24 protein-coding genes and 2 pseudogenes are annotated in these 26,681 nt (G+C 36.8%); 6 read left to right on the top strand and 20 right to left on the bottom strand.

What is annotated here, in order from left to right:
• Nucleotides 1–66: 66 nt before the first annotated feature.
• From MHI57_RS18325 to MHI57_RS18315, 3 genes are all read right to left on the bottom strand, one after another.
• Nucleotides 67–1,494, bottom strand: coding sequence for an aldehyde dehydrogenase family protein (locus MHI57_RS18325; protein WP_322910505.1), 1,428 nt, complete (start codon nucleotides 1,492–1,494; stop codon nucleotides 67–69).
• Between the two features lie 362 nt (nucleotides 1,495–1,856).
• Nucleotides 1,857–2,876 (bottom strand): DUF3231 family protein, encoded by a 1,020-nt coding sequence (locus MHI57_RS18320; RefSeq protein ID WP_340977649.1) that lies wholly within the window; start codon nucleotides 2,874–2,876, stop codon nucleotides 1,857–1,859.
• A gap of 117 nt (nucleotides 2,877–2,993) precedes the next feature.
• Entirely contained in the window at nucleotides 2,994–4,370 is a 1,377-nt protein-coding gene (locus MHI57_RS18315) for a UDP-N-acetylmuramoyl-tripeptide--D-alanyl-D-alanine ligase (protein WP_340977648.1), read from the bottom strand.
• A gap of 172 nt (nucleotides 4,371–4,542) precedes the next feature.
• Between MHI57_RS18315 and MHI57_RS18310 the strand changes: the two genes are divergently transcribed.
• On the top strand, nucleotides 4,543–4,950 hold the full coding sequence (locus tag MHI57_RS18310; RefSeq protein ID WP_095370770.1) for an NUDIX hydrolase: 408 nt from the start codon (nucleotides 4,543–4,545) through the stop codon (nucleotides 4,948–4,950).
• Nucleotides 4,951–4,975: 25 nt separating this feature from the next.
• Here MHI57_RS18310 and MHI57_RS18305 read toward each other — a convergent pair whose 3' ends face one another.
• From MHI57_RS18305 to MHI57_RS18255, 11 genes are all read right to left on the bottom strand, one after another.
• Entirely contained in the window at nucleotides 4,976–6,241 is a 1,266-nt protein-coding gene (locus MHI57_RS18305) for an MFS transporter (protein WP_340977647.1), read from the bottom strand.
• Between the two features lie 70 nt (nucleotides 6,242–6,311).
• Nucleotides 6,312–6,935, bottom strand: a complete 624-nt coding sequence (locus MHI57_RS18300; RefSeq protein ID WP_340977645.1) for a TetR/AcrR family transcriptional regulator — start codon at nucleotides 6,933–6,935, stop codon at nucleotides 6,312–6,314.
• A gap of 86 nt (nucleotides 6,936–7,021) precedes the next feature.
• On the bottom strand, nucleotides 7,022–7,894 hold the full coding sequence (locus tag MHI57_RS18295; protein WP_095370772.1) for an acyltransferase: 873 nt from the start codon (nucleotides 7,892–7,894) through the stop codon (nucleotides 7,022–7,024).
• A 282-nt stretch (nucleotides 7,895–8,176) separates the two neighbouring features.
• Nucleotides 8,177–8,968, bottom strand: a complete 792-nt coding sequence (locus MHI57_RS18290; protein WP_340977643.1) for a 2-keto-4-pentenoate hydratase — start codon at nucleotides 8,966–8,968, stop codon at nucleotides 8,177–8,179.
• Between the two features lie 92 nt (nucleotides 8,969–9,060).
• Nucleotides 9,061–9,915, bottom strand: coding sequence for an alpha/beta fold hydrolase (locus tag MHI57_RS18285; RefSeq protein WP_095370773.1), 855 nt, complete (start codon nucleotides 9,913–9,915; stop codon nucleotides 9,061–9,063).
• A gap of 14 nt (nucleotides 9,916–9,929) precedes the next feature.
• Nucleotides 9,930–10,865, bottom strand: a complete 936-nt coding sequence (locus tag MHI57_RS18280) for a hypothetical protein (RefSeq protein WP_322910512.1) — start codon at nucleotides 10,863–10,865, stop codon at nucleotides 9,930–9,932.
• A gap of 62 nt (nucleotides 10,866–10,927) precedes the next feature.
• Nucleotides 10,928–12,337: a PucR family transcriptional regulator gene (locus MHI57_RS18275; RefSeq protein WP_340977639.1), complete on the bottom strand. Its 1,410-nt coding sequence runs from the start codon at nucleotides 12,335–12,337 to the stop codon at nucleotides 10,928–10,930.
• A gap of 210 nt (nucleotides 12,338–12,547) precedes the next feature.
• The gene (gene hcaB, locus MHI57_RS18270; protein WP_218971976.1) at nucleotides 12,548–13,429 is read right to left on the bottom strand and encodes a 3-(cis-5,6-dihydroxycyclohexa-1,3-dien-1-yl)propanoate dehydrogenase; all 882 of its coding nucleotides are present in this window, start codon (nucleotides 13,427–13,429) and stop codon (nucleotides 12,548–12,550) included.
• Between the two features lie 26 nt (nucleotides 13,430–13,455).
• Nucleotides 13,456–13,815 carry a non-heme iron oxygenase ferredoxin subunit gene (locus tag MHI57_RS18265; RefSeq protein ID WP_095370776.1) on the bottom strand — a complete coding sequence of 120 codons (360 nt, stop codon included), beginning with the start codon at nucleotides 13,813–13,815 and terminating at the stop codon, nucleotides 13,456–13,458.
• Nucleotides 13,816–14,009: 194 nt separating this feature from the next.
• Entirely contained in the window at nucleotides 14,010–14,570 is a 561-nt protein-coding gene (locus tag MHI57_RS18260) for an aromatic-ring-hydroxylating dioxygenase subunit beta (RefSeq protein WP_263624426.1), read from the bottom strand.
• A 35-nt stretch (nucleotides 14,571–14,605) separates the two neighbouring features.
• Nucleotides 14,606–15,958, bottom strand: coding sequence for an aromatic ring-hydroxylating dioxygenase subunit alpha (locus tag MHI57_RS18255; protein ID WP_289432755.1), 1,353 nt, complete (start codon nucleotides 15,956–15,958; stop codon nucleotides 14,606–14,608).
• Nucleotides 15,959–16,452: 494 nt separating this feature from the next.
• On the opposite strand from MHI57_RS18255, the gene MHI57_RS18250 reads away from it, so the two are divergent.
• Nucleotides 16,453–17,175, top strand: coding sequence for a hypothetical protein (locus tag MHI57_RS18250; RefSeq protein ID WP_340977632.1), 723 nt, complete (start codon nucleotides 16,453–16,455; stop codon nucleotides 17,173–17,175).
• Between the two features lie 534 nt (nucleotides 17,176–17,709).
• Here the strand turns inward: MHI57_RS18250 and MHI57_RS18245 are convergent.
• Both MHI57_RS18245 and MHI57_RS18240 read right to left on the bottom strand, forming a co-directional pair.
• On the bottom strand, nucleotides 17,710–18,339 hold the full coding sequence (locus tag MHI57_RS18245) for a hypothetical protein (RefSeq protein ID WP_322910516.1): 630 nt from the start codon (nucleotides 18,337–18,339) through the stop codon (nucleotides 17,710–17,712).
• 76 nt (nucleotides 18,340–18,415) lie between these two features.
• A complete protein-coding gene (locus MHI57_RS18240) occupies nucleotides 18,416–19,042 on the bottom strand; it encodes a hypothetical protein (RefSeq protein ID WP_322910517.1) in 627 nt (208 codons plus the stop codon).
• Between the two features lie 877 nt (nucleotides 19,043–19,919).
• Here MHI57_RS18240 and MHI57_RS18235 point away from each other — a divergent pair.
• A complete protein-coding gene (locus MHI57_RS18235) occupies nucleotides 19,920–20,891 on the top strand; it encodes a hypothetical protein (protein ID WP_340977629.1) in 972 nt (323 codons plus the stop codon).
• Nucleotides 20,892–21,369: 478 nt separating this feature from the next.
• On the opposite strand, the gene MHI57_RS18230 is transcribed toward MHI57_RS18235, so the two are convergent.
• Nucleotides 21,370–21,561 (bottom strand): hypothetical protein, encoded by a 192-nt coding sequence (locus tag MHI57_RS18230; protein ID WP_307318800.1) that lies wholly within the window; start codon nucleotides 21,559–21,561, stop codon nucleotides 21,370–21,372.
• A gap of 171 nt (nucleotides 21,562–21,732) precedes the next feature.
• Between MHI57_RS18230 and MHI57_RS18225 the strand changes: the two are divergent.
• The 3 genes and pseudogenes from MHI57_RS18225 to MHI57_RS18210 all read left to right on the top strand — a co-directional run.
• A pseudogene (locus MHI57_RS18225) lies at nucleotides 21,733–21,960 on the top strand (YolD-like family protein); the annotation flags it as partial.
• Nucleotides 21,961–22,453: 493 nt separating this feature from the next.
• On the top strand, nucleotides 22,454–23,368 hold the full coding sequence (locus MHI57_RS18220; RefSeq protein ID WP_307318802.1) for a bifunctional helix-turn-helix transcriptional regulator/GNAT family N-acetyltransferase: 915 nt from the start codon (nucleotides 22,454–22,456) through the stop codon (nucleotides 23,366–23,368).
• A gap of 460 nt (nucleotides 23,369–23,828) precedes the next feature.
• Nucleotides 23,829–24,017, top strand: a pseudogene (locus tag MHI57_RS18210) (tyrosine-type recombinase/integrase); the annotation flags it as partial.
• Nucleotides 24,018–24,259: 242 nt separating this feature from the next.
• On the opposite strand, the gene MHI57_RS18205 reads toward MHI57_RS18210, so the two are convergent.
• From MHI57_RS18205 to MHI57_RS18195, 3 genes are read right to left on the bottom strand one after another with little or no spacing between them, the layout of a single operon-like run.
• Complete coding sequence (locus tag MHI57_RS18205; RefSeq protein ID WP_340977628.1) at nucleotides 24,260–24,676, bottom strand: hypothetical protein; 417 nt, start codon at nucleotides 24,674–24,676, stop codon at nucleotides 24,260–24,262.
• Nucleotides 24,673–25,242 carry a replication-relaxation family protein gene (locus MHI57_RS18200; RefSeq protein WP_340977626.1) on the bottom strand — a complete coding sequence of 190 codons (570 nt, stop codon included), beginning with the start codon at nucleotides 25,240–25,242 and terminating at the stop codon, nucleotides 24,673–24,675. The genes MHI57_RS18205 and MHI57_RS18200 overlap by 4 nt, the downstream gene beginning before the upstream one ends.
• Nucleotides 25,190–26,449 (bottom strand): FtsK/SpoIIIE domain-containing protein, encoded by a 1,260-nt coding sequence (locus MHI57_RS18195; RefSeq protein ID WP_340977624.1) that lies wholly within the window; start codon nucleotides 26,447–26,449, stop codon nucleotides 25,190–25,192. The genes MHI57_RS18200 and MHI57_RS18195 overlap by 53 nt, the downstream gene beginning before the upstream one ends.
• Nucleotides 26,450–26,681 lie beyond the last annotated feature (232 nt).

Here is a 26,681-nt window from a genome sequence, read left to right as displayed (position 1 = left end):
GTTACATTCTGTCAACACCTTTAGAAAAATTAATAAAGGTCCCCGGTACAAGGGAACCTATTAGATTTAAGCATAGTAGCCGATGATGGATTTAGGTTCTAAAAATTCTTCGATACCAAAGTCTCCCCATTCACGTCCAATGCCTGATTGTTTAAAGCCGCCAAACGGTGCTGAGAAATCAGTTTTTGAATTATTGACTTGGATTTGTCCAGCGCGAATGCCTTTGGCCACTTTTTGTAATGTGTTACGATCGCCACCGTAAACGTATCCAGCTAATCCATAAATGGTATCATTAGCGATTTCGATTGCTTCATCCAAGTTATCGTATGTGAGGATACTCATTACTGGTCCAAAGATTTCTTCTTGGGCAATCGTCATATCGTTTTTCACATTTGTAAAAGCAGTGATTTTCGTATAATAACCTTTCTCCAGTCCTTCTGGTTTTCCAGGACCACCGGCAATTAATTCTGCTCCTTCTTCTGATCCTTTTTTAATATACGATTGTACCCTTTCCCATTGATCTGCATCGACAAGAGGACCCACTTGAACATCTTGACTTGTTGGATCACCGACTGGGAAGTTTTCAATCACTTCTTTTACAGCCTCAACGAATTCATCATGCATTCCTTTTGGAATGAGTGTTCTTGTTGCCGCTGTACAAACTTGACCTGTATTTCCTGCGACGAGCGCAACGGCTGTTTTTGCCGCTCCTTTAATGTCTGCATCATCTAACACGATAAGTGGTGATTTTCCACCTAACTCAAGAGAAACTTTCTTGATAGTTGAAGCTGCGTTTTCCATAATTTTTTGTCCGACTTCACCAGATCCTGTAAAGGATACGAAATCAATATCAGGATGTGAACTAATGCCATTACCGATTGTTGAACCTGAACCTGTTACTAGGTTAAAGACACCTTTTGGCAAACCTGCCGCTTCAAAGATTTCCGCTAAAATCATCGCTGCAAATGGTGTATTAGATGCTGGTTTAAGCACTACGGTACTACCAGCAGCAAACGCACTTGCCAGTTTAGTAGAGGTTTGATTCGTAGGGAAGTTCCATGGTGTTATGAGTCCTGCTACACCAATCGCTTCCTTGCGAACTAATGTGTTTCCTCGTTCTTCTTCAAATTTGAACGTTTTTAATTCCTCTACCGCTTGTTTAAAGTGTTGTAAACCCATTTGATAATGGACTTTATTGCTTCGCTTAACAGGAGAGCCAAGTTCTTCTGTAATCACTTCTATAATATCGTCTTTACGTTTTTCGTATTCTTGACAAATTCGCTCAAGTAACTCAATTCTTTCTTCTACTGATGTTTGAGAGAATGATGGAAATGCAGCTTTGGCCGCTGCCACTGCTTTATCTAAATCTTCTTCTGTTCCTGAACTAATTTTTCCCATTACTTCTTCCGTTGCTGGATTAATGACATCAATGGTTTTAGATCCCGTTGATGTGACCCATTCGCCATTAATATATTGCTTAGTATAATTTCGCATAAGTATAATCAAGCTCCTTTAGGGATATTATTGATTCTACTTAACCCATTCCCTTTCTCTCCTTTATTAAACATGTCACATTCGTCATTTATTACCAACTTTTCATCTGTATAACATTTATTCTTTAGGAAAAGATAGGGCTACGTGCTCGTCACGTAATATCGGTGTGGAGGGATGGACGTTGGAATTTATTGCTCATTTGATTCATCTAATCCAAAGATGGTTAGTGAAATTAAACTACTCTATCTACAAGAGATCTAATCGCCTCCTAAGAATAAATAGAGCTAGGTCAATGGCGTAAAGTAGACGTTCTACCAATCACGGATAGTAAAAAGGTAAGCATCTTCACGATGCTTACCTTACTAATGTTTTTCTTTATTTTTGGCTAATGTTTCTTTATCTAATGTTCCAGGTGGTTGTTCAAGATAACCCAATTCCACCATTAAATTCCCTATATCCTTTGCATACTGACCCACTTCCATAGCTAAACGTTCATAATTGATGATCAGGTCATGCCTTTGACTTGCTGCAGCACCCGTCGCATAGTTTCCACTCCCGGCAGCTGTTAACATCCCTAATTGAAAAAGGATTAATTTATCCGAGAATACTTCGGCAGTTGAATTGGTAATACTAACATCTCCATCAATTGGTGCTTGGAGACCATTGTTAATCAAAGTAACAGCAAATAATTCCACATGTTTTTCTGAAATATCTTTGCCTTGTATACATATCTTTTGTACTTCTTTTCTTGGTGACATTTGGGCAAAGCTTGTAGCTAATTTTAGCCCAACAACATTATTGAAAAAATTAAGATGAAGATGAGAGATTTCCACAACATTCAACGCCCTTTTGTCTGCAAACGGATTTAATCCTTTGAAATAACTTTTATCATCCACCATATCAATTTCTTTTGGATAAGGAATAACAGGCGATCGTACAAATACACCTTTATTGATTTGGATTTCTGAACTTTGCTCAAATAAATCAGCTGTCGCAAAAAGTGTCTTATTAAAAAGCTTCCTTATATCTTTTCTTGCACTTAAGGCAAGAAAGCCACTATAACTAAGCATGCCAGCTTTAGCCATATGATGAATGTAGGTTAACATAAAAATATCTGTATACACTTTCGGGGCATGAATATTTACATCCTCAGCAGTAAACCCTTTTGGAATGGGTATTTTCTCTTGTTGAAAGATACTTTTCAATTTTGCTATATGGTCTTCTGAAATCTGACAAGCAGTTTGTACTAGTTGAGATATCATCTTATCCTCAACGGTTTCTCGCAAATAACTTAAAAACTGAACGGACATCGTATTCTGCATATAAGATGTCCATAAAGACGCTAACTCCGAAGAAGAAAGGTTAATCTTTTCTTCTGTCATGCGTGCACTTCCCTTCACAATATTCTGACCTTACTATTTGTTATTGAAAGGAGAATTATACCAAATAGGAAAATAAAAAAGCAGCTCACATAAATTTTAAGTGAGCTGCTTTTAAACTTAGATTAAGTTTTTCACTACTTCTTCTAATTTCATCTCCCTGGAGCCCTTAAATAGAATGAGGGCTTCTTTCTTCACGATTTTATTAATAAATTGGACGATTTCCGATTTTGTATAAGGAGACACCACTTTGTCTTCCCCCATCATTTGTTTCGCTTCTTTAGCAATTGCAGAGGCTAATATTCCATATGTGACGACAAAATCAATTTCATTCGGGTCAATTGCCTTTGCCATTTGTTTATGGAGAGTTTCAGCACTATCACCTAGCTCTAGCATATCTCCTAGTACTAATATTTTCTGATGATAGCCCTCCATTTCCTGTACTGTTTCAATCGCAGCTTGTACAGAGTTAGGACTCGCATTCCAAGCATCATTAATAATGGTGTATCCTTTTTTTGTTTGAATTGTTTCCATTCGCATGGCAGTCAAATCTAAGTTCTTCAATCCAGCGATAATGTTTTCAGGTGTCACTCCCAATTCAAGAGCGACAGCTACCGCTGCTAACGTATTTTTCACATTATGTTTACCAATGATCGATACTTTTAGATCTTTAAATAACTGCTCTCCTGCGATATCAAACTCAAGATATTTTTTATATTCTTTTACTTTTTCATAGTAGTAATTATTCGTTACCTCATGACCGAATGTTTTAACACGCATGGGTAAATCAACATTGGCTAACGCCTGCTTTAAGTGAGCATCATCGCCATAGTATATAAATAAGCCGCCATCTCTTAAACCATCAATAATTTCCAGTTTAGCATTAGCGATATTTTCCTCTGAACCTAGTGTCGCAATATGTGCCAAACCAACCATCGTAATAACTACAACATCAGGCTGAGCAATGGTTGACAGACGATGAATTTGTCCCTTTTCACTCATACCCATTTCTAGAACAAGGACCTCTGTCTCTTCTTCGACATCAAGAATGGTAAGAGGCAACCCGATTTGGCTGTTTAAATTCCCTTTTGTCTTATGGACTTTATATGTCGTCTGTAAGATGGACTTAACCATATCCTTCGTTGTTGTTTTTCCATTACTCCCCGTTACACCGACAACCTTCATATTTAATTGCTCACGATAAGCAGTTGCCAATTCTTGTAATGCTAGAAGTGGATCATCAACGTAAATCACAGGTACGCCTTCGGGTGGATGCTTATGCCCCTTCTTCCAAAGGGTTGCAGTAGCCCCCCGATCGAAAGCCGTATTTACATAGTTATGACCATCATCAATTCTCATAATAGGAATAAATAAATTCCCCTTATGTAATGTTCTTGTATCTATCGAAACCCCGTCAACACGGATATCAGCGTACTCTTCTTGCAGACCTGAACCATTTAACATATCTTGAATTTCAACTAAACTTCGCTTTATCATCCTAAATCCTCCACAATGATTACTTACATCAAATTGTAGACCTTTTTGCAGAAAAAGAAAACTCTTTAGTAAGGTAAAGCTGAAATATTTAATAGATTTAACTTTTAGAAAAAATCTCATCCATTCATGATAATATGGAATAAATTATCTAAAAAATACAAGGGGAGATTTTATGGCTACACCTAAACATATTGTCTCAGCAGCAACGATTGTTTTAAACGATCATAATGAAATCCTACTCATCAAAGGGCCACTAAGAGGTTGGGAAATGCCTGGTGGACAAGTAGAAGAAGGTGAATCCATCACAGAGGCAGCCATCCGCGAAACAAAAGAAGAATCTGGAATCGACGTAGAGATCCTACGCTTCTGTGGCATCTTCCAAAACGTAGAAAAATCCATCTGTAACACCTTATTCCTTGCCAAACCTACCGGCGGAGAACTAACCACAAGCTCAGAAAGCTTAGCAGTTGGCTACTTCCCTATTGACCAGGCATTACAAATGATTGAATGGCAAAACTACAGGCAACGGGTCGAGTATTGTTTGGATGAAGGTAGGCACCCTTTTTTTGTCGATTTTTAAACATATTGCTTTTTAACCTAACCTACTATCTAGAGACTGATTTTAGGTTAGTTATATTTGTTTCTTCTTGTTCCTTTGCTATGCTTACTAACCGCGCAAACAAAATAAAACTCACCCCGCCCATTAGACCAATTGCACCAGTAATAACAAGAGGCGGAACCCATTCACTTACAATGACAACGACACCTGCAGCACTGACACCTAAGAAAATGGCAACACCATACAGCGACATGTAAGTACTTCTCGCATGATCAGGCACACTATTAGCGAGCAAGGCCTGCTGCATCGGGATATACATCATCTCACCAATAGATGCAAGAAACATAGCAACAATAAGCAGCATGGGAATGGTTGTAAAGCTAAGTACCGTATAACCGGTGAAAAATAGCAAAAGTCCAACCAAAAATGTCACACGTTCCTTCCACTTTTTTATGACTGTGATAACAACGAACGTAAGCGCAACAACAAGTAAAGTATTTTCTGCCTTCAAAAATCCTAGTAGATTCACACCATCTACTTCCATAGGAATGGCGGTAATGATCTGTACTGGATTTGGGAGCTGTTCTTTTAAACGAATACCAATATAATTCGTTAATTGTTCCTCCACAGCTACAATTAATATACTAGCAAGAATAAATATGATAAAAAATTTATGATTTAATATATTTAAATACTCTTTATACACTTGAATCGTTTGACTACTTTTTTGCCGCTGCACGTTAGGTTGATAGGTTTCTTTAATAAACACCTTTGTCATCAAAATAGAAAGGAAGGACACAAGAGCTGCACTAAGGAGTAATAAGACAAGGTGGGAAAAAAAGAAGAAAGCGCCGACCATACTACCAATAGCAATCCCTAAATTTCGAACCCAATAGGCATAAGTGTAAATGATTTTTCTTTCTTCAGGGGAACTCACATCAATGATTAATGCTTGATAGGCTGGATTGACGACACCTGTGCTAAATTGAATGATTATAAAAAATAGAAAAGTGATGTAAGGATAGGCACCAACGGATGTATTGGCAACTGCAGCACCTATATACCCTATAAATACAAACAGTTCTGCAAGCAATATTACCTTCCTTCTCCCTACTCTGTCTGAAGTAAATCCACCTAATAAGGAGCCCAAAACACTTGCCAACATCACACATAGAAATAGAACACCTGTCACGGCCTTCCCAACTTCCTCAGCAAAATAAATAATGATATAAGGTAAAATCGCCATTGTTGAAATAGATGAAATGAATTGTAACAGTAATCTAATACGGATGGCTGGGTGCAGATTTTTCATACATATTCCTCCTCTTTTTAATGATTGATTAATCAATCATTGTTGAAACGAATGAGAAGACTTCCCTAAACTAAGAAAGTCCTTTATCTGTTACTTTTTCAGTTGGTGCAAAAAGATTTAGTGCAGTGACAGCATATTGTTCCCACACATCACTATAGCGATTATCAGTCGAATTTAAACGAACGCCTATTAAGAGACTCGTATACAATGTGGCAACAATAAGCGGATCTTGTTTTTTAAACACCCCTATTTGCTGCCCGTTTTGTACCAATTGTCCGACCTTCACACGAAATACATCATGGAACTCATCTAATTCCTTAAACACATCAGCATACCGTTCATGCTGTCCCACAACTTGTACAACCAATTGCAAATAACGGTTCATTTCTGCAAATGCTCTAAAATGCTCTCTTAACATCTGTTTTGTTTCCAATAAAGGATCAGCAGACGTCTCATCAAAAAATAAAACGCGCTCCTTCAATTCCGCTAATGGTTCAACAACAACGGTATAAAACAATGCTTCCTTATCTTTAAAATAAGTAAACACACTACCAAAACTAACATTGGCAGCAACAGAAACCTTCTTAATTGTCGTACCCTCATACCCTTCAGTCGCAAATAACCCCATAGCCGCTTCTAAAATCTTCTTTTTCCGGAGCTCCATATTTTGAATTTGTTTTTCCGATAATGGCATTTGAACACCTTCTTGAAATGATTGATTAATCAATCATCAATTATTTTATAATTATATTATACCAATTACCAACTTATGTGAAGTAATTATTCTCCTTTTGAAAATATCCCTTTAAGTAATGGCTCTTTCTGTTTCGATTTCACAGGAGTATAAAAGCGATTTTTAGGAGTATTTTCTAAGTAAGGCAATAAGATATTTACTTTCTCATCACAGTTAGCAGCATCAATTAATTGCTTTTCAATAACCTTCATAGGTTCCTTTATACTTCCATCTTCGCTATAAATGAACCGATCATCGGCAAATTGCTCTGCGGCTTCCGTTTCATTTTCTGTATACGCATGTACAGATGGGCGAGCCCAAAACACATCATTGCGCACAATTCGAGCCGGACTTCCCGCTGCTGACACATTGGATGGTAATGATTTTGTCACAAGTGATTTTGCTCCAAGAATAGAACCAGACCCAATATTAACACCTTTTAATATCATCACATCTTGTCCAATCCAAATATGATCACCTAAATAAACGCTTTTAGTTGGATTGATGCGCTTTTTCGTTGCTGCATCATAAATCAAATGTGGATCTGCTAACCTTACAACCACACCTGTGGAAAACATATTATCATGACCAATGAAAAGATTCTTTTGCTCTGAAAGAATAAATCTAGCACTCCCATTAAAAGAATAATTGCGCCCAATAAAGAAGGCACTATTATTCCATACTGAAACATTAAATGTCGCACGTCGATTGGATTTACCAATAATGACAACTGAATGATTGCCATTAAAATGAATATTCGTATTTTTAAATTTGGCGCCACGTTCAACAATTAATGTATTGCCCTCTCCGACAAACTTCACCTTCGAATGATCAAATGCAATTTCCTCTTCTTTCATCCCTATTAATTGGATTTCATTATTTGAAGTTGGTTTTTTAAATATATCTGTGATGGTTTCCATTATTTACACACCTACTTTTATTAGCATTAAAACGCATTTATTATACAAAAGAATCTATTCATCATACGCATTTTAATCCTAACTTAACGACTTTGTATTTAAGATACTTTAATTTTTACATCACCTGTAATAATCACGTATAAAACGTAACCTAAAATGGTTATTTATTCCTTTATTATGAACAAAAGAACCATATCCATTCTATTAAAGTGCAAAAAACCCTTATGGAGTAATCAGACTGATACTTCATAAGGGTGCATAATAGATTATTTGTATGTACCTTTAACGAAAAACAATTTCCACCTTTCCTAGCTTACTGAATTCCGCAGTAAACACATCTCCTTTTTGCGCAACGACTGCTGCGGATAAGGCACCTGATAAAATTACTTCTCCCGCTTTTAAAACAACATCATATTCAAATAACTTATTCGCTAACCATGCTACACATGCAGCTGGATGGCCTAAGACATCTGCACCTGTTCCCTTATTCGATAATTCACCATTTTTATAAAGGCTCATTTCGATTTTATTTAGCTCCAAACCACTAACATTAAATTTCTCATCTCCTAATACATAAAGCCCACAAGATGCATTATCAGAAACAGTGTCTTCTAATTTGATTTCCCAATTGTGAATACGGCTATCTACAATTTCTAATGAAGGAATAATATATTCAGTTGCGGATAAAACTTCCTCGGCTGTCACATGTGGGCCTTTTAAATCCTTATTAAGTACAAATGCAATTTCCCCTTCAACTTTTGGTTCGAAAAGTGAATCGATATCGATTGATCCCTTGTTGGGTATGCTCATACTATCTAATAAGTGACCGTAATCAGGTTGATCGACTCCTAAAAGTTCTTGCATCGCAAAGGATGTTAAACCAATCTTTTTACCAACAACTTTATGACCGTCTTTCACTTTCTGTTCAATTGCTCTTAGTTGGACTTGATATGCATCGTGAATAGTTAGGTTAGGATATTGATTAGTTAGTGGCTTAATCGCTGTTTTCGTTTGTTCAGCATGAAGTAAATGCTCGTATATTTGCTGTATACTAATCGTCTTTTGATTACTCAAATGATTAAACTCCCTTTCTTGTGAATATCAAAAAAACTTTGATAGTACATTTTTACACTTGTACTATCAAAGTCAGGTAAGACAATACAAACTTACTTCACAGGTATTTTGCTAAAAAAGTCAATAATGACCTTATTGAACGCATCAACCTTTTCCCATTGCGGCCAATGGCCCGCGTCGTTAATAACGATTAATTCACTTCCGGGTATCATCTCTTGAATCGGCATAGCTTCCTCAACAGTTGAAGTTGGGTCATGGTCGGTCCATGCTAATAAGGTTGGCACATCAATCTTTCCACACCAAGAGGGGTCCCAGCTATATTTTTGTCTAAATTCTATTTCTTGTAAGGCGACAATATGATCAACTGCCTTTTGATAGGATGGTTGGGTATAGATGTTGTATCGTGCCTCTATCAGCTCATCCGTCACTTGACTCTTATCATACATTAGCCATTCAAGCCGCGTTTTCACATTTTCATAGTTTGCTTCTAGCACCGCCTTAACGGTAGATTCCTTCAGTTTTTTCATCACTTCGGCTTTGTTATTCACATTTCCAGGCGTATTTAATACTAAAGCTTTAGCAATGCCAGGGTGATGGGCTGCAAACCAGGCTGCAACCCATCCGCCTAGGGATTCACCAGATAAATAGACTTCCCTCAAATCTAAAGCTTGAATCACTCCTAATAGATGATCACTATAGCTATCAATTCCATATGGGTGGTTAGGCTTCTCCGTGTATCCATGCCCAAGCATATCAATACAAATGACGCGGAAGTGCTCACTTAATCCTCTAATATTCCGAGCATAGGCTTCTATATGACCACCTGTACCATGAAGCAAAATAAGTGGTTCACCAGTTCCTGCTTCTAGCACTCTCGTTCTTATTCCATTAGCATCGACATAATAATTTTTAAAAGCTAAATCGGCTAAATCATTCCAAATTGTCATCTGAACATCCTCCTTTATACTTTATGGAACTTAACAACACCCATTCCTGTCACCCACTCAGGGATGGGTTCATAACAGGCAACCTCTGGTTCAAACTCTTGCAAAATTCCAAGCAGCACAAGCCAATTATGTATCTCCTGGCCGCCATTTCCCCCATTTTCTTCTATATAATCTGGAGACCATTGTCTAAGTGCCTGATAATCTTTCTCTCTAATGTTTCGTAAAAATTTACGATCCCACTCTTCATTGACCGGTCCAGATTTCAAGCTTGTCACACGTGTTTTACGCGTGTTTAAATATTCATCCAGCTCTTCAATCTGCTGACGACCATTTGTCAGAACTTTAATTAGCTCTTGATCCTCAGGTTTTTCACTATCAATCTTCGGAATCGGCACCCAATGAGAAATGCCGCCTGATGCCACAATCGCTACTTTTTTATCACTTTCCCATGTTTCAATTGCCTCACGAACCACTTCTCCGACTTGGAAGCACCGATCCATTGTCGGAAGTGGAGGGGCAGCTGTATTCACCGCAATCGGCACAACTGGAATATTTAAATCATCGTTTAAAAAGTGGACTGCTTGCGTATGACCATGATCCACTTTCATTCTCATGGAAAAAGCAAAGTCTACATTATTACCCAATCCTGTATCAAGTACATGCTTCGCTAACTCTTTCTCGACTGGAATTTGATATTCAGGAATTTCCCAATCTCCCCATCCTTCACAGCGATCAACTCCAATCGTGAAGGAGGGCATGTGATCATAAAAGTAACTATTAAAGTGATCATCAGATATAAGCACAATCACATCTGTCCCCATATCCTTAAGCCATTGTTTCATCTCAGTAACGGTATTTAGAAAGCGTTGTCCTTTTTCACCACCGCCAGCTTCATTTGTCATGATCATTGGGCTATGTGACATTGCTACTCCTGCTACTATTTCAGCCATAACTCCCACCTCTTATGTTTTACTGTTCATATCACGGCAGGCACATATCAACCCGCCAATGATTATTCAAAATGTAGATCTCCTAAAATAATGCTTGCCTGCAATGCTAAGAAAAGCTGACTACTTGTTTGGAGATCATTAATATCTGCTTCTAAAATTTTTCCGATTTTTTGTATACGATAACGTAAACCACCTAGTGATAAATTCATGATTTTTGCTGTTTTACACATATTTTGTCCATTTTTAATATAGATGTATAATGTTTTGGTAAGTTCTGATTCTTTCCCGCGATCGTACTCAACTAACTTTGACAACATCTTGTTACAGAAATGTCGGATATCTTCATTTTTGCCTGTACGAAATAATATCCCTACAGCACCCAAATCATCGAAGTACATGATGTCTTTTTGTTGATTATTCACATTCAATGAAATGAGTGCTTCATTGTATAGAATAGGAATATCTTCAAGCGATGTTGCTTTTGAACTTATGCCTATTTTAAAAGGATTTTGAGGATATTTCTCTTTAAGAAAATGAAGTAATTTCCGTATAAATTCATCGACGTTTATAAAATGCTTCGAGAACATATCTATAGGTAACAAAGCGGCAATGTTTTGTGCACCCTCCGATATGAGAATATTCAGATTACGTTCCATAAAATATCTTGAGAAAACTTCAATCAGATTCATTGCACCAATTGGTTCCTTTTCACTCGGATAAAAATCTGCATCCACTTTTAAAACGAGAAATTGATACTCTTTCCCTAAATCTACGCCAATATGTCTTGCCCTTTTGAACAACACGACAGGATTTAGACGATTATGAATCATGTCTTCTAACAGTCCACCTTTAATGTTTAACCTAAGCTCTGTATCTAAAATGGACTCCTTATTGTAGTTACTTACTGACCCAACCAAATGCATTTGTTTCATTTTCAACCAATCGAGTTCAGTAAAAGAAGGCTTAATAAAGGAGCAATATCCTACCACCTTCCCCTTTGAAATCATCGGTGCTATTAATCTCTTATGTTGATTAGATTGCTCCATTTCGACTACTTGCTGATTGTCTATCAGTTCATTCAATTTCGTCTGCATAGCTTTATTCTGATTGTTTTTCACAATGGTCTTTAATTGATTACTATATTGTTTAGCCAGTTCTGCATCTAACCCGACTGAATATAGGTAATTAAATCCTAAATCTTCAAGAATAATAGGATTATTGGTAAGTTGATAACATACATCAGCCAATCGTGCTTCGCCAACACCATTTAGGAAGTGTCCAATGGCTTCATTATTAAAATCTACAGCAGCTTGTAAATGATTTTTTTCTGTTAACACTCTATCTAAGCAATTCAAAAGCATTTGTGGCAATCCTGATTCGAATTCCTTCTCCGTGTAGTTAAAGTTGCCAAAATTTGAAGACATTTGTACAAATGCCTCTAAAGCTTCAGGATAATGAACCTTATTTTGCAATATACTCACCCACTTAAGAAAGTTACTAGTTGAATTAGTTACCCGAAAAATTAGTATTTTACAATTATTCTACTTCTTTTGGAAGTATCTGTCGATTAATGACTAGTGAGCCTAAGCAAAACAGGTAAAACACTATAGTCAAATAACTTAGCTAAGTTGGGGTTTCTATTGCTCTGAGCCCACCAATGATCCGCTTACTCGAACGTTCATTTATAATCCTTCAAAAGCTTTAACCTTTAATTTCTCCAACAGACCCTCACTACCTGTTTTTCTACGAATCCCGCGTATTCCCCAACCCCCATCAAAATTCAATACAGTGCCTGTAGCGGGAATATTGTCATCTCGAGAGGCAAAAAACACATAAGAACCTGCATAATCTTCTCCTTGCAAAATACGGCCGACTGGAGATGCTGCTGCGATATTCTCTTTACCTGCTTCCAAATCTTCGTCCTCATACCATTCCTTATACATGCTTGTGACAGAGCGGCTATCCATTTCTAATGAAGCAGGTCCTCTTAAATCTGTCATGGCACCGCCAATCGCAATTCCATTCACACGAACATAAGGAGCCAACTCAAAGGCCAACTGGCGGATTAACCCAACCACCGCATGTTTTGTGGAAGTGTAAAGCGGTCCTCCACCATTTGTATAAAACCCAGCATTGGAAACAGTAAAGATCATATTCCCTCTAGTTTCAGCCAGTTGTGGAAGACAGGCTTTAGCTGCTAATAAATATCCCTTCACATTGACATGAAATAATTCATCAAATGCTTGATCTAATTTATCTTCTGGAAGATCGACAAGTGCCATATTGTAATCCCAAATGCCTACATTTGCAATGAGGGTGTCAATTTTGCCAAAATGTTCGCTACACTGATTGACCGCTGACTTCAAATCACTCAGCTGTCGAACATCTCCAACAATGCCCATGACATCATCGCCAAATGTCTGCTCAAGCTCTTTTAGACGATCCACTGACTTATCAAATATTGCTACCTTCGCACCTTCAGACACGAAACGTTCTACAATCGCCCGGCCAACACCGGACGCTCCGCCTGTGATAAAGGCCACTTCATTTGTCAATTTCATCATTGTAGCTCCCCACTCGTGAAAATAAGTCAACCATCCATTACTTTGCTCTTACTTTGTTCTGCTTCAAAGTAACCATCCTCAAATGCCACAAATACATCCTCCCCCTCAACCTTTACCGGATATTTCTTCAAAGGTTTCCAAGGTGGAGCCATCTTTACTGCCCCCGTATGAGCGCAAAACTTCCCCATATGCAGTGAACAAACGATGACATCTCCATCTAAATAACCGCCCTCGGACAGTGACCATTTGGCATGAGAACAGCGATCCTGTGTGGCAAGTACTTTACCATTCACATTAAACACTGCTACAGCCGTATCCCCTTCCACTACTTTTAATCCCTCATCATCTGGTAAATCAGACAAGGTGCAAACCTTTGTATATTTCATTCCATACATCCCCTTTCCTTGTTAATCATGTTTTTAGAAAAGCGCAAGGCGCCCGTAATCGCCGACAAGCATAAGATGAGCCGGCGGAAAGGTTGTTCCTTAACCTTTCCTGCGGATTGGCTTAGGCCATAGAGCCGATGGCGCCTGGAGCTAGATCTGAAAACCCACTAAAAAATTTTATACTTTCTTATATGTCAAAAAAAGACAGATAAGTTATTTGACAAAAGTGTACTCTGATCGATTAAAATCGTGCGGCGGGCTATTTTAAAACCTAATCCTCCCTCTGAACGTCTCAGCACATCCCTGCGCTCTCCTGGAAATATATCTGCCTGGTTTTCAGAACGATTACGATACACGATAAAGGATGACACGACTTCATACGTGTTTGGCTCCTCCGTCTCATTAATCATCACATTCGAAATGAGATGCCTTGTGCGCGATACTGGATTCTCTGCCCAGTTCACCCCAGATACTCTTGCCCGAATACGTCCGCGCATCGTTTCATAAGTATCGTCGTAATGCCCACCTTGTCCTATAGCCGTATACTCCTGAGCCATTTCTCTACCTAAACGGTTCATGCGAATCGGCATCCAATAATGAATATCTTTATCCATTAACCCTAACCACGCCTCAAACTCCGAATGGTCTAGTAGCTGTGCTTCCTTGTAATAAAACTGTTCAATTTCATGCTGCAGTTCCAAACTTGGGCTACTGTCTGCCCATTTAAACGGCTTAACCAGCTCTTTTACTTCCATCCTCTTTCACCCTCCTTTGTTTGACTAAACACTCCTCACTTAACAGTTGCGGTTGTGGCCGGCTGCGGTCTCAATGTATCCCAACTTGACTCAGACATCATACGGACCCAATGAGAATAAAACCCTCTCGCCACATCTTCTGAAAATACATAGGATGTTTGACCAGGAAATTCCGGATTATTTTTCCCTTGTACATTTAACCCCATTTGCATAGCTAGTGGAGCTGTTTTTGACTTATAGCCACGAAGAGCGTTTTGAATCTCCACCCAGTTCTCTCCATCATCTTGCTCATATACACCACCGGCACTGAATGTGCGGACATTTTGTCTAGCCAGTTCATCCTTAATTTCCTGCGGTGCATCTTTATCAACAATGACAAATGCCCAGACTTCAATTTGATTCGGACCTTTTGGATGCCATGTGCGGACAGTATTCATTCCATAAGGAAGGAATGAACAGTTCGGGAAGATTGTCATATGACTTGCACCCATTCTGTGATAAGGCATTTTAGATTCTAATCGCTCTTTTGCCTTTTCAAATGCCGGACCTTCACTATAATACTTATCTACTAATGGACCGACACGCACCGAACCTCTTGCTGTATCAAGATAGAATCCACAACCATGACCGCCCCATTCAGAAAGAAACTGGTGACCTTTCATATGTGGTTGAAAAACAGACAAATCTTGATCTTCCGGCAACCCTGCTACTACTGCTGCCAAATGAGAAGTTGTAGCCGCATGGTACATATCACCTGCAAATTGCTCTGCCGCAAACTTCCAATTACAAGGAATCACCCACTTTTGCATCGTACCAATAACCTCTGTACCTGCCTCAGAGCGGTCCAGCATCGTATCCATATATGGTGTGGCATCACTTAAATATGTCAACAAATCCGGTGCCTCTGGGTCCCAATTGGCAAATACTAATCCTTTATATATCTCCACACGCGCCTGCAACGGCCCCCAATCTTCTTTCTTAAAATCAGAAGGAAACGCCTCTTCTTCAAATGGCACATTCACTAATTTGCCAGCTGTGTCATATGCCCAACCATGATACGTACAAGTGAACGCCTTCGCATTCCCACAATCAGCCCGGCAAATCCTCATCCCCCGATGTCGACACTGATTATGAAACACCTTAATACTGCCATCCCTCTGACGTACCATCACAACAGGATCTTCTCCCATATAAGTAGTTAAATAATCTCCCTTCTTAGGCACATGACTCTCATGACCAAGAAGCAACCACGAGCGACCAAAAACCCGCTCCAATTCCAACTCATATAACTCCTGATCCGTATAAATACGTGGATCGATTTTCCCCTGCTCTGCATCCACTAGTGAATGAATCGATTCTGATGTCCAATTTCCATTATTAAAACTCATAAACTAGAACCACCCTTTCCATTAAACTCCTAAATGAAATCGCTTTCTTAAACTAAGTTTAAAATCTTTTCCAACGAAAAAATACAACAATAATTGCTTTTTATGACTGTGTTTTCTGAATGTTTTGTATGTAATTTTATACAGAAAATCCCATTTGAAGATATATAACGAAGGATTGATGTAGGATAATAAAGGGTTATTATTAAAAGCACCATTTTTTTATGTATGTGATAAGAGAAGTTCATCTCAAATATTGATGTGGAAGCTTATCGAAATATCAAACATAATCTCGAGGGTAAAAGAAAATCCTAGGAATATCAAAACCATTAAAAAAGGAGCAATATATTGCTTTAAGGAGGGAATAAAATTAAAAAGATTGAAAGACTACAAAATACTCACATATAAACTATTATAAGTACAGTAAATTAAGTTCTACATATTATAAAAACTTTTAATTTGGAATAATATTCAAATTTTTATTGACAGATCCATAGTTGGAATATATAGTTCTATATGTAATTAAATACCAAAAGTGGGATTTCTATGATAAGGGAACGCTTGAAAATATAACATTTGAAGATTTAGATAAGTTAAGTGATAATGAACTTGAAGATTTAGGACTGTATACAGGAGAAGGTTCAGAAGAATTTAATGAAGAGATTTTAAATGATGATTTTGATTTTGAAGCAGCTGTTGATGAATTAGATATATCCAAAATGGACGCGAATGAAAAAGACAAATTCTTAGTACTCGCTAAAGAAACAGCAGCCATTTCTGGAACAGAAGAAGTAGACCTATTAGAAGAGGCACTAATAGGTCTCTTTGATGGAAATTCTGAAACATTTAATGATTTAGAAGCGACTCAAATCCAGTTAGAAGAGAATTATGCAGAAGTATTAGAAGGTGAAGAAATTGCTTTTGTCTCTACAGTGAAAAATGTCCTTTTTGGTGCAGATACTGTTTATGCAGCAAAAAAGAAAAAAGGAAAAGTTGCTGTTGGTATATATGTTGCAGGGGCAGCCTTTAACTTAGCAATAGCTGGGGTAGTTGGCGGAGGTATATCAGCACTTAAAAATTACATTAAAAAGAAGGGTATGAAGAAAGCTAAAGAAGGGCTTTCTAGAGTTGCTATAGCCCAGGCTAAAAAACTTAAGATTAAATCAATAAGAGGAGTTGCTATTGCAACAGTAATCGGTTCTGCTATTGGATTTGCATAAAACTATGGCGATCCTGGGACAGCAATAGCTAGATTTATCGATGGAAGAGATTGGTATAAAAATAACGGATGGATTGATATAACAAAATGAGATATTTAGGGTATTTAATTTACTTTATTATTGCAACCATAGTATTTTACTATCTAAGTAGATTTGTAGAAAACCAAGACAGTGGTTCAATAGGACTTATTTTAGGTAATTTCCTGCGAGGTATTATTATTGTCGTAACAGGATATTTAGTTGTAATTGGATTACAAAGAAAACAAAAATAAATATTACTACTTCAGAAGCCTCCTAGAGATTAAAAAGGATGCTTCTGTGTTTTAACAAAGACGATTTAATTTAAATTTAAAACTGCCCCCTAAAACCTTATCTTCCACATTAACAAAAGCCCTTCTCAATAGCACCGAATATATTTAATCCTAGTTTACCTGTGGAAATAAATTATACCTTGTAAAATAAAAAGAGGTCTCCAAGCTGTTTGTACAACGCCCGATAACCTCTAATTATTTATTCAATTTTCCCTACTTTAAGTTACTGTAAATTAAAGAAAACCTGTCCGCCTAACATTTCTTCATAGCGAAGTTGCGCATTTTCTCCTGTTTTCACTAAACCAGATATATAACCTTCTTTTTCGTTCCCCACATACATCTCGAAGCTAAAATCCGGTTCCGTTGTTCCATAAACATCCCCACTATAAATATCTCCGCTCTCACTTACCATTTCAAAGTTCATGATCCCATCAATATAGAAGGATAAGTCTTCTGTTTCAGATTCAACAAATTTCACTTTGGTTTCGGCTAATACCCATTCATATCCTTCTGGGGCCGCTTCATTGTACTCATTCATGGATTTTAATTTTTGGTAGGCTTCATCCCCGCGAATAACATCTTTTACTGTTAAATCAAATTTAATTGCGTACGTATTACCTTCATCATCATACAACTCATCATCTACTGTAGCCGTTTTCTGGAAAGGTACAGGATTTGTTCGTGAACCAAGTTTTGATTTTGGCTCTTCTTCTTTCTCTACTTCTTCTGGTTGTGCAGTTTCACCTTGTTGATTCTCTTCGTTCACTTCTGTATCTTTTGTATCCTGCCCACAGGCCGCGAGAAAAACGACCATTATTAATCCTAAAATAAGTAGTTTGAAACTGTTGTTCAAATTTCTTCCTCCTCTTGAATGAAAAACACCCTATTCCATAAAACATAAAAAACGAAACTGACTTAAGGCCAGGGTTCTACTCTGTTCCTTCTTCTGTTTCTCCCATTTCTTCTAAAGCATCAGGATAAATAACTTCATCGAAAACCTCTTCTGTTACTTCATCTTTCACAGATACCGTTACCTTATAATCTTCTGGATTCGCTCCATTAAACATTTGATACATAGAACCTTGTAAACCTAAACCAAATATAGCAAATCCATCCATGCTATTTTCATAAGATTCTTTATCTACCAATAAAGTAAACTCTGTGAATGATTTATTATGAGTAACATCCTTGATTGAGACATAATCTTCGCTACTTTTCATTTCTTCTATTGAATCTGTGATAGATGTTCCCATTTCTGTCATCATTTTTTTATGTTCAGATTTAGGCATTTTATAAGTGAGAGATCCATCTTCATTTTTTGTGACTTCACTTACTCCTTCTTTTTTAGCTTCAGCAATAACTGTGTCTATATCTTCTCCTTCAAAAAAAGAAGCTGGTAGTGTTAATTCCACATTTAAGAGACCTTTATCGACGTTTACTGCTCCTTCTTTTTCTTCTTGCTTTTGATCTGTTGATTTTTCACCTTCTGCTGATTCATTCGAACAGGCAACAAGGAAAATCACCAATAGTACAAGTAAACAGCTTAATTTTTTCATAAATATTTCCCCCTATCTCTCTCTAATAACTAATGCAATAATGCTTTTCTATTATACTAATATCCACTTTTAGAACATCCAAGTATTTATTGGCATTTTTGCACTCAATTTATTATTTTCTACATATTAAGCTGCATATTCAGAAGCCTTTATATTACTTATCGGCATTTCATTAATAAAATTTACAGTTTTTACATTATTCTATAAAAACAACTCTTATGATAAAGACACTCACTCATCTTTTTAGGTATATGTATTGCTCAATTCATGTCGAGATTATTTTTTTGCACTTTAACCAATTGGACGATTATAAAAAAATTCCGATTTCACCTTACCGGATTGCTGAAGAAAAATGTTGGAGTAAAAAGAAGAACTTGTTCTGATGCTACAAAAATGCTTAATAAACTTAGGAGGATTATTGAGGCTATAAGAAATACTGACAAGTTGATCAACAAGAAATGAAAAAGAGCCTCCTAAAAGTCCAGTGAACCTTTGAAGAGCCTTAATCCTTATTGTTAGCATGCAATCGTATCATACTTACGAAACCTTATTTACCAAGTTTGAGGGCAGATTAAATCATTTCACCTGTGCGTTATCGTTTAATAAAATATTATATTTCACTGCATTTGATTTTTAATACAATTTAAACTTTATATTTACTTCCTTTGATATGTTAAAAGTAGTAAAAAATGGTCATTTATTTAAATCTCACTTCCAACCTCCGTTCATACCTTAAACAGTACAACATTTTAAGTACAGTCTATTCTACTTTTACCTAACGAGAATGATATGAAAACTTTGTACCTATATCGTGATATTAGCACAAACAGATTATCTTTTTGATTATATCTTATAGTATTAACCTATATAGTAAGGGGTGATCTCAATATTATCTAAAAAAAGGAGATGTCACCAGCAAAATAAAAGATATAAACCATGTCAAAAAACATGTTGTCAACCAATTATAATCAAAGGAACGACCGGCGCTACTGGGCCAACTGGTGTAACTGGTTCTACCGGACTTGGGATTACTGGTCCTACCGGAGTTACTGGCGTTACTGGTATCACTGGATCTACTGGACTTGGCATTACGGGCGCTACTGGCGTTACGGGAACTACTGGTATCACTGGGGCTACTGGACTTGGCATTACGGGCGCTACCGGAGTTACGGGATTTACTGGTATCACTGGGGCTACTGGACTTGGCATTACGGGCGCTACCGGAGTCACGGGAATTACTGGTATCACTGGGGCTACTGGACTTGGCATTACGGGTGCTACCGGAGTCACGGGAACTACTGGTATCACTGGGGCTACTGGACTTGGCATTACGGGCGCTACCGGAGTTACTGGCACTACTGGTTTAGGGGCTACTGGTACCACTGGAGCCACTGGGCCTGAAGGACCACCAGGACCAATTGATCCTGGGCTAGTTTTTCAATTTGTATATGAAGCGCTTAGACAGACAATCGCATACGGTACATTATATGGTACTTCACCATTGTCTCTATCAAATATTGATCAACTAGTTACTTTTGATACAACACGAGCTCAGTATAATACTGGTAGTAGTACTGATACGATATTCGCTAATGTGTTTGGTGCTTATGAAGCAACAGCAAATGTAGTCTCGCAAGGAACCGGATCAGCAACTTTACAATTATCTGTTAACGGTAGTATTGTACCAGGCTCCACAATAGTCTTAGGTCCAGACAGTCCAACAGGAAGTACTACAATACAAATTGAGCCGTTAGACAATATATCTTTGGTTGTTACTGAGTTAACAGGTGATATTAGTATAACTGATCGCAACTTGAACATTGTTCGCCTTGGTCCTCCTTTCTTTTAATATAGTTGACTTAGATAATAATAAATTAAGACCACCTTTTTAAAAGTGGTCTTAATTACTTTTCATATGCTTGTTCTTCCTTCTTCCCCACTCACATAACCTTTTTGTACCGGAATTACGGCAAAGCAAACGTTACAACTCTTCAACTTATTTAATTAACTATCTGTATATCTTCTGTTTACTTGAAACCTTTCTATAAATACAATCGTAACTATTTATAAAGAGGTGATAAAAAATGAATCCACCAGACAAAAAATGTGCTCAATGTGAAGGAACATCATTTGCCCAAGGAAGTGACTACATAAATATCCGACCACTAGTTAAAAAGTATACAATTGGTTCTGAAAAAATTTATACATTCTGCTTAGATTGCGGGGAGGTACTTTCAATTAAGATTTCGAATCCAAGTAAATTTAAAGCAAGGGTTTTTTAGCACCTTAAATGGTGCTTTTTATACGACGTTTCCTACTTTACTGTATCAGACTATCAATAGCGATTTCATATGAGATTGGCCATCAAGCTTAACAATTTCCCCTTGTACAGGATCTCTTTGCCACAACAATATTAATACCACAGCTTTTACCCTATGCTCCTCAACTACTCCATTTCCCAGCTCTTCTAATTCAAATTCATCCATTGAAGGTCGTAGTGACTTTGACTTTTTTGGCATTTTCACTCCCATGTTTAAGCTTCGCTCTTTACGTTCCTAACTGGACAAATCGATAAGAATTTACATATCTTAATATGTCCTCTGCTGAAAAATGAAATGGCAAGGATTCTTTATGAGTGAACATACCGAATTACTTAAGCAGATACCAGCCAAATATGAAAAGTAAAAAGGCCGGAATTAGATAAGCAAGAACTTCAAGAAATACAGATAATAACGATGGAATCATTAAACTACACCCTTACAATCAAAATGACCTTTTGGGTTGATGGATTCACAAAACCTTATGAAGGCATTGTCGGTAAAATTGATCATATTAATATGTACCTTTACTTAAAAACGAACGATTTAAAAATCTTAAAATTTCATATTGATGAAGTGATATCAGTCGAAAGGGTTTAACAACATGACTAGGATTAATGAAGCTGATCGTGATTTTCTTGAGCAACTATATACTTACCAATGATTATTATTATCTTTGAAAGAGATTTAAAGATCATTGAAAAGTCCTTGTTTTAGATTAAATTAAGAAGGTTCAGCGTGATCTGAAAGAAGTAAAAGATAAATTGAGAAAAGGAAATATGAGAGTAAACCAAATTGGACATGATGAATCGTTAACTATGTATGAGTTTCAATATAAAGGATATTATGATTAGCATAATTATTTTAATCCTAGGATTAGGAATAAATGTGAGGAACTTTTCAGCTTTTACTTAGCAAATAACTAAACGAGACTTATTTTTTGTTAAACGGAACAGTTTTATTTAAGTGAAATACTTCACATAAAAATACTAATAAACACAATTCAATAGTTGACTAAAGCAATCATATTGCGTTATCATTTTTATTATAGTTGCTAAAGTCAATCATTTTAATAAAGGGGGTTGTTCATATTATGCAAGCTACTGTTCCAATCGTATCTGAAGTTAGAAAATTTAATCGGTTTTATACAAAAGTTCTTGGTTTGCTGAACCAGCAAGTATACGATAGTCCTTTTTCATTAACTGAAACAAGGATATTATTTGAAATTAATAGTACAAGTAATTGTACAGCAAAGTTTTTGCAAGAAGAACTGGATTTAGATCGTGGATATGTAAGTAGAATTCTAAAACGTTACGAAGAACTAGAGATAATCTTTAAGCAGAAAGGGAAGAATGATGGGCGTACATATTATATTCATTTAACCGAAAAAGGGCAGATAATTTACCATGAACTAGAAATGAAAGCCGAACAACAGGTCAAATCTCTTCTAAAAAATATAGAACCGAAAAAACAGCAGAACCTCATAGAATCAATGAGAATAATTGAAATGATTTTATCGGAGATTATTAATCAATATAAATCCGAAATTTCTATCCGAGATGAATATACAGAGGAAGACAAAGAAACTATTATTGAAAGGCAAAGAGCATTTTATAGTGAGACTTTTGGGTTTGATGAAACCTTTTCAGATTATCTACACCATTCCTTTGAGGGGAAAATTAAAAAAATTTGGATTGCAGAGGATAACGGAAAATTTGCAGGTTGTGTGGGATTAGTCGAGGATAATGAAACAACAGCTTTGTTAAGGTGGTTCATTGTCGATCCATCCATTCGTGGAAAAGGAATAGGAACAAAATTAGTTCAAACATTACTTAAATACTGCAAAGAGCAACAATATGAAAGAGTGTATTTATGGACAGTAAGTAGTTTGCCAGTGGCTAGACGATTATATGCTAAATTTGGATTTAAAATCACTAAGACAAAAGAGGAACAATTATTGTGGGGGCAAAGAATCGTGGAAGAACGATGGGATTTAGAATTGAAGTAACTCGACTTAGTTGATAGTTGCCACTAGTTAATCGAGGAGTTGTCCGTTAATAAAAGGAGAACTCCTTTTATTATGTTGCTAAAGTAGCAGCATTCCTGTATTAAATGGACTGTAAAAGGATATCTTTGTGAAGAAATGCACTTAAGCTTAGGTGCTTTAGTTAAAATGCTCCCCTTGAATGAGAGGGCTTTGTTGTTACTTCACTCTTAAATTCTGACCAACATAAATCGTATACTTGAGTCTATTTTATTCCATTCGCGAATTTGCTTAATTGTACTGCCATATTTCTTAGCAGGTGCAGCTATTGTATCACCTTTTACGACCTTATGATACTTTGCACCTGCTGTAATGTTTAGTTTGCTACTAATTTTTAAAGCTTCTTCCTTAACATTCTGATTTTACTTCTTTAAGTTCACTACAGTAGTACCGTATTTTTTAGATAAACACAGAAAGTATCTCCCTTTACCCGCACTCATTAAGACATACCCATACATCTCTTTTAGCTGAGGCTGGAGTTGAGTTACTTCAGATCATGGACCGTTTAGGTCATACAGAAGATTCAACGACAACTCAAGTATATTTGCATATAACAAAAGACCGAAAAAAAGAGGCTTCGCAAAAGTTCGGAGAACTAATGAGAAGCCTCTGATATTCTATCAATATGGCACCTATTTAATGGTGCCGATGGTGTGAACGTTGATATAACAAGCTTTTAAAAGCTAGATTACATCATGCCGCCCATTTGTTATGAGGGAATTTTAGAAAATCCTTAACTATTTCCTTCTATTATATAGGCTCATTTATAAGAACATTTATAACTATTTATTCACTGGAAGATACAGAGGAATATCAAAGTAGGCACCTATTAGGCACCTATGTGAAAAATTTAGTTTATATCGCGCTCCCAACTTCCTTCAAAACTTTCAACAACATCGGCATAATTTGTATAAGCACATACCCAAGCGCTCCATTCTGAATACCAGTCCACGCCCTATCACTTTTACCTAACATAAAGAAGAAACATGAACCAATTACAACAACTGAAGAAATCGGAAAACTTAAGGCAACCATCAAATCAACTAATGGATCTAATGCGTGTGCCAAAATCTCAAGTGACTTATCTCCAAGATACTCAGTGGCACCCACTGGTATTGCTTCTGGTGATGCAGCAAACGCAGGCTTTGCCATGATTAAAGGTACAGCAATTGAAGTACCTATTCTTCTAACCCCTTTCCAATTGCTCTTATTCTCTTTCTTTTTATAAGAACCAGACATAAATTCACTAACAGACATAGTTTGAGTTTTCATTTTAAATCCTCCCATAAGTAGATTTTAAAATTCATACCTTCACATAGCTTTTCTAACCTGTTTCTTCTATATAAAGTAGTCGTCACCCAAACTAATTGAAATTGTGGATTAAATGTAGATAACTTTCTGTATTTTTTTATCTTTTGTACATTCTTTTGCATGGATTGTTTATTATCGATTTCTACAAAGTGGTGAATTTTATTAAGTATATAAGCTGCGTCAGATATGAGGGAAATGTTGTTGAGGGTTATTTTGACTTCATTGCTCCATGTGGTAGGTCTACCGAGTGAAATGTATAGGTCATTACGCATTAGAAAGTGATTAACTTGTGTTGTTTTCTTTCTTACTTTATCAGCTTGAACAAATTCACGTCCTGATGCATTTAAATAATAAACTTTCTTTCTATCATCCGAAAAATGAGATAAATATTGATTCATACTTCTTAAAATTTTTTGAGCGTTGCGATCTTGGCCAAGTTTATGCATTCGTTGCAATTGCTCCCGAGTGAGATAATCACATTTCTTCAAGCTTAAAAGTATCTGTTCTATCCTTTGATGGTTCTTCAAAATTAATAACCTCCTTCGCCACATGTGGCGAAATCTGTCTAGCTATCTCTTCATTACTGATGAATGGTGTTTGAATGGTATTAGTCTTTACATTTTTATAAAGGCCTCTACCTGGTATCATCGGTAATTGTTCCGCACCTGTCTGACCAAGTGCTGTATTCGATGCTGTAGCATCATCTAGTACATAGCAAAGTCGAATTGGTATATTACGTTTTGTTTGTTGTGGAATAGATTGTGCACTAGGATATTGTGTGGCATAAATCAAATAATAACCTGCTCCCCTCCCCTTACGAGCGATACTTGTTATTACATCCATGGCAACAGGATGATCAGTTAAGTCTGCTGCTTCATCAATGAAGATAAAGTGTCGTTCCTTGATGTCTGCCTCTGTTACATCTTCGTATCCTTTATCTACTATAGATTGGTAGTCCTTGGTCATCTGTTCGTCAATGGTTAGTAACATCCGTTTAGCTTCATCTGGATCACGTGCGAAATTATCCGTTTGTTTCAGATTTTTGAATCGTTGGAATGCTGAGCCACCTTTTAAATCTATAAGGTGTAAATGCGTGTGTTTTGGTTGTTGTGCTATAAGTGATGTGACTGCCAGTTTTAGAAACACACTCTTTCCAAAACCTGTGGCGCCAGCAATGATAAGGTGTTTATCTTTATCAAAATTGTGATGTATTATTGATGTTCTTGTATGGCCTACTGGTATGGACCAAGTATTTTTCTTTAGATGGGTTTCATCCCATAAATACTTTTCTGCAAGCCCTTGGTTATAAACTTTAATACGCAACATGCCATCAAACGATATTTCGATTTCCTTTTTCCTTTTTGACTTTTCACCTAGATTTTTGATCTGTTTAATAATGTCTTTATTGAACTTAAGGGAAAGCAAATCAGTAAAGGAGTAATCAATCGAATTATCTTTAATATTCAAACCATCCTCTAATACATGCGCCTTATCCATTACATCTTTTGAAGACATTCCAAGTGGCAGCTGATAAATATACTCCATCCCTCCATCAATTTTTCTTTTCTTTTGAAGACGAATTGTTTTCACTTTCCCTTCTTCCCTGATTGAAAGACAAGCGTTGTTAAATATCCTTTGTATCTTGTCAGCATCATTACTAAGACCGGATTTTTTGAGGTATGAGTAACCTGCTAAACTCCCCATTAAAGTGGTCGATACAATTTCGAAAATCACACCACCATCTCCTTTTGTATTACGTAGTAATAGTTGCAAGGTAAACGCCACGAGTTAGGACTGCATCAGCCTTTTTGACTTCTATTGTCCATTAGTTCGTATTAATGTGCGCCAACCGAATTTGAAAACGAATACCTTGCCGAATGATATAGCGTATGATAATGCGTTTTTGTCCTATTCAAAAAAAATTTAAGAGGACAAAATGTTTATTTATCGAATAATAAAACTAGGT

Origin of the sequence: Cytobacillus sp. FSL K6-0129 (genome assembly GCF_038007625.1) — a bacterium.
GTDB lineage: Bacteria > Bacillota > Bacilli > Bacillales > Cytobacillaceae > Cytobacillus > Cytobacillus kochii.
The sequence above is the reverse complement of the archived record's forward strand: the minus strand, read 5'-3'. Positions and strand labels throughout refer to the sequence as shown.

Excerpts from the sequence above, each read along its gene's own strand:
- MHI57_RS18325 (WP_322910505.1), bottom strand. The coding sequence starts at position 1,494 with ATGCGAAATTATACTAAGCAATATATTAATGGCGAATGGGTCACATCA.
- MHI57_RS18320 (WP_340977649.1), bottom strand. The coding sequence starts at position 2,876 with ATGACAGAAGAAAAGATTAACCTTTCTTCTTCGGAGTTAGCGTCTTTA.
- MHI57_RS18315 (WP_340977648.1), bottom strand. The coding sequence starts at position 4,370 with ATGATAAAGCGAAGTTTAGTTGAAATTCAAGATATGTTAAATGGTTCA.
- MHI57_RS18310 (WP_095370770.1), top strand. The coding sequence starts at position 4,543 with ATGGCTACACCTAAACATATTGTCTCAGCAGCAACGATTGTTTTAAAC.
- MHI57_RS18305 (WP_340977647.1), bottom strand. The coding sequence starts at position 6,241 with ATGAAAAATCTGCACCCAGCCATCCGTATTAGATTACTGTTACAATTC.
- MHI57_RS18300 (WP_340977645.1), bottom strand. The coding sequence starts at position 6,935 with ATGCCATTATCGGAAAAACAAATTCAAAATATGGAGCTCCGGAAAAAG.
- MHI57_RS18295 (WP_095370772.1), bottom strand. The coding sequence starts at position 7,894 with ATGGAAACCATCACAGATATATTTAAAAAACCAACTTCAAATAATGAA.
- MHI57_RS18285 (WP_095370773.1), bottom strand. The coding sequence starts at position 9,915 with ATGACAATTTGGAATGATTTAGCCGATTTAGCTTTTAAAAATTATTAT.
- MHI57_RS18280 (WP_322910512.1), bottom strand. The coding sequence starts at position 10,865 with ATGGCTGAAATAGTAGCAGGAGTAGCAATGTCACATAGCCCAATGATC.
- hcaB (WP_218971976.1), bottom strand. The coding sequence starts at position 13,429 with ATGATGAAATTGACAAATGAAGTGGCCTTTATCACAGGCGGAGCGTCC.
- MHI57_RS18265 (WP_095370776.1), bottom strand. The coding sequence starts at position 13,815 with ATGAAATATACAAAGGTTTGCACCTTGTCTGATTTACCAGATGATGAG.
- MHI57_RS18260 (WP_263624426.1), bottom strand. The coding sequence starts at position 14,570 with ATGGAAGTAAAAGAGCTGGTTAAGCCGTTTAAATGGGCAGACAGTAGC.
- MHI57_RS18255 (WP_289432755.1), bottom strand. The coding sequence starts at position 15,958 with ATGAGTTTTAATAATGGAAATTGGACATCAGAATCGATTCATTCACTA.
- MHI57_RS18240 (WP_322910517.1), bottom strand. The coding sequence starts at position 19,042 with ATGAAAAAATTAAGCTGTTTACTTGTACTATTGGTGATTTTCCTTGTT.
- MHI57_RS18230 (WP_307318800.1), bottom strand. The coding sequence starts at position 21,561 with ATGCCAAAAAAGTCAAAGTCACTACGACCTTCAATGGATGAATTTGAA.
- MHI57_RS18220 (WP_307318802.1), top strand. The coding sequence starts at position 22,454 with ATGCAAGCTACTGTTCCAATCGTATCTGAAGTTAGAAAATTTAATCGG.
- MHI57_RS18205 (WP_340977628.1), bottom strand. The coding sequence starts at position 24,676 with ATGAAAACTCAAACTATGTCTGTTAGTGAATTTATGTCTGGTTCTTAT.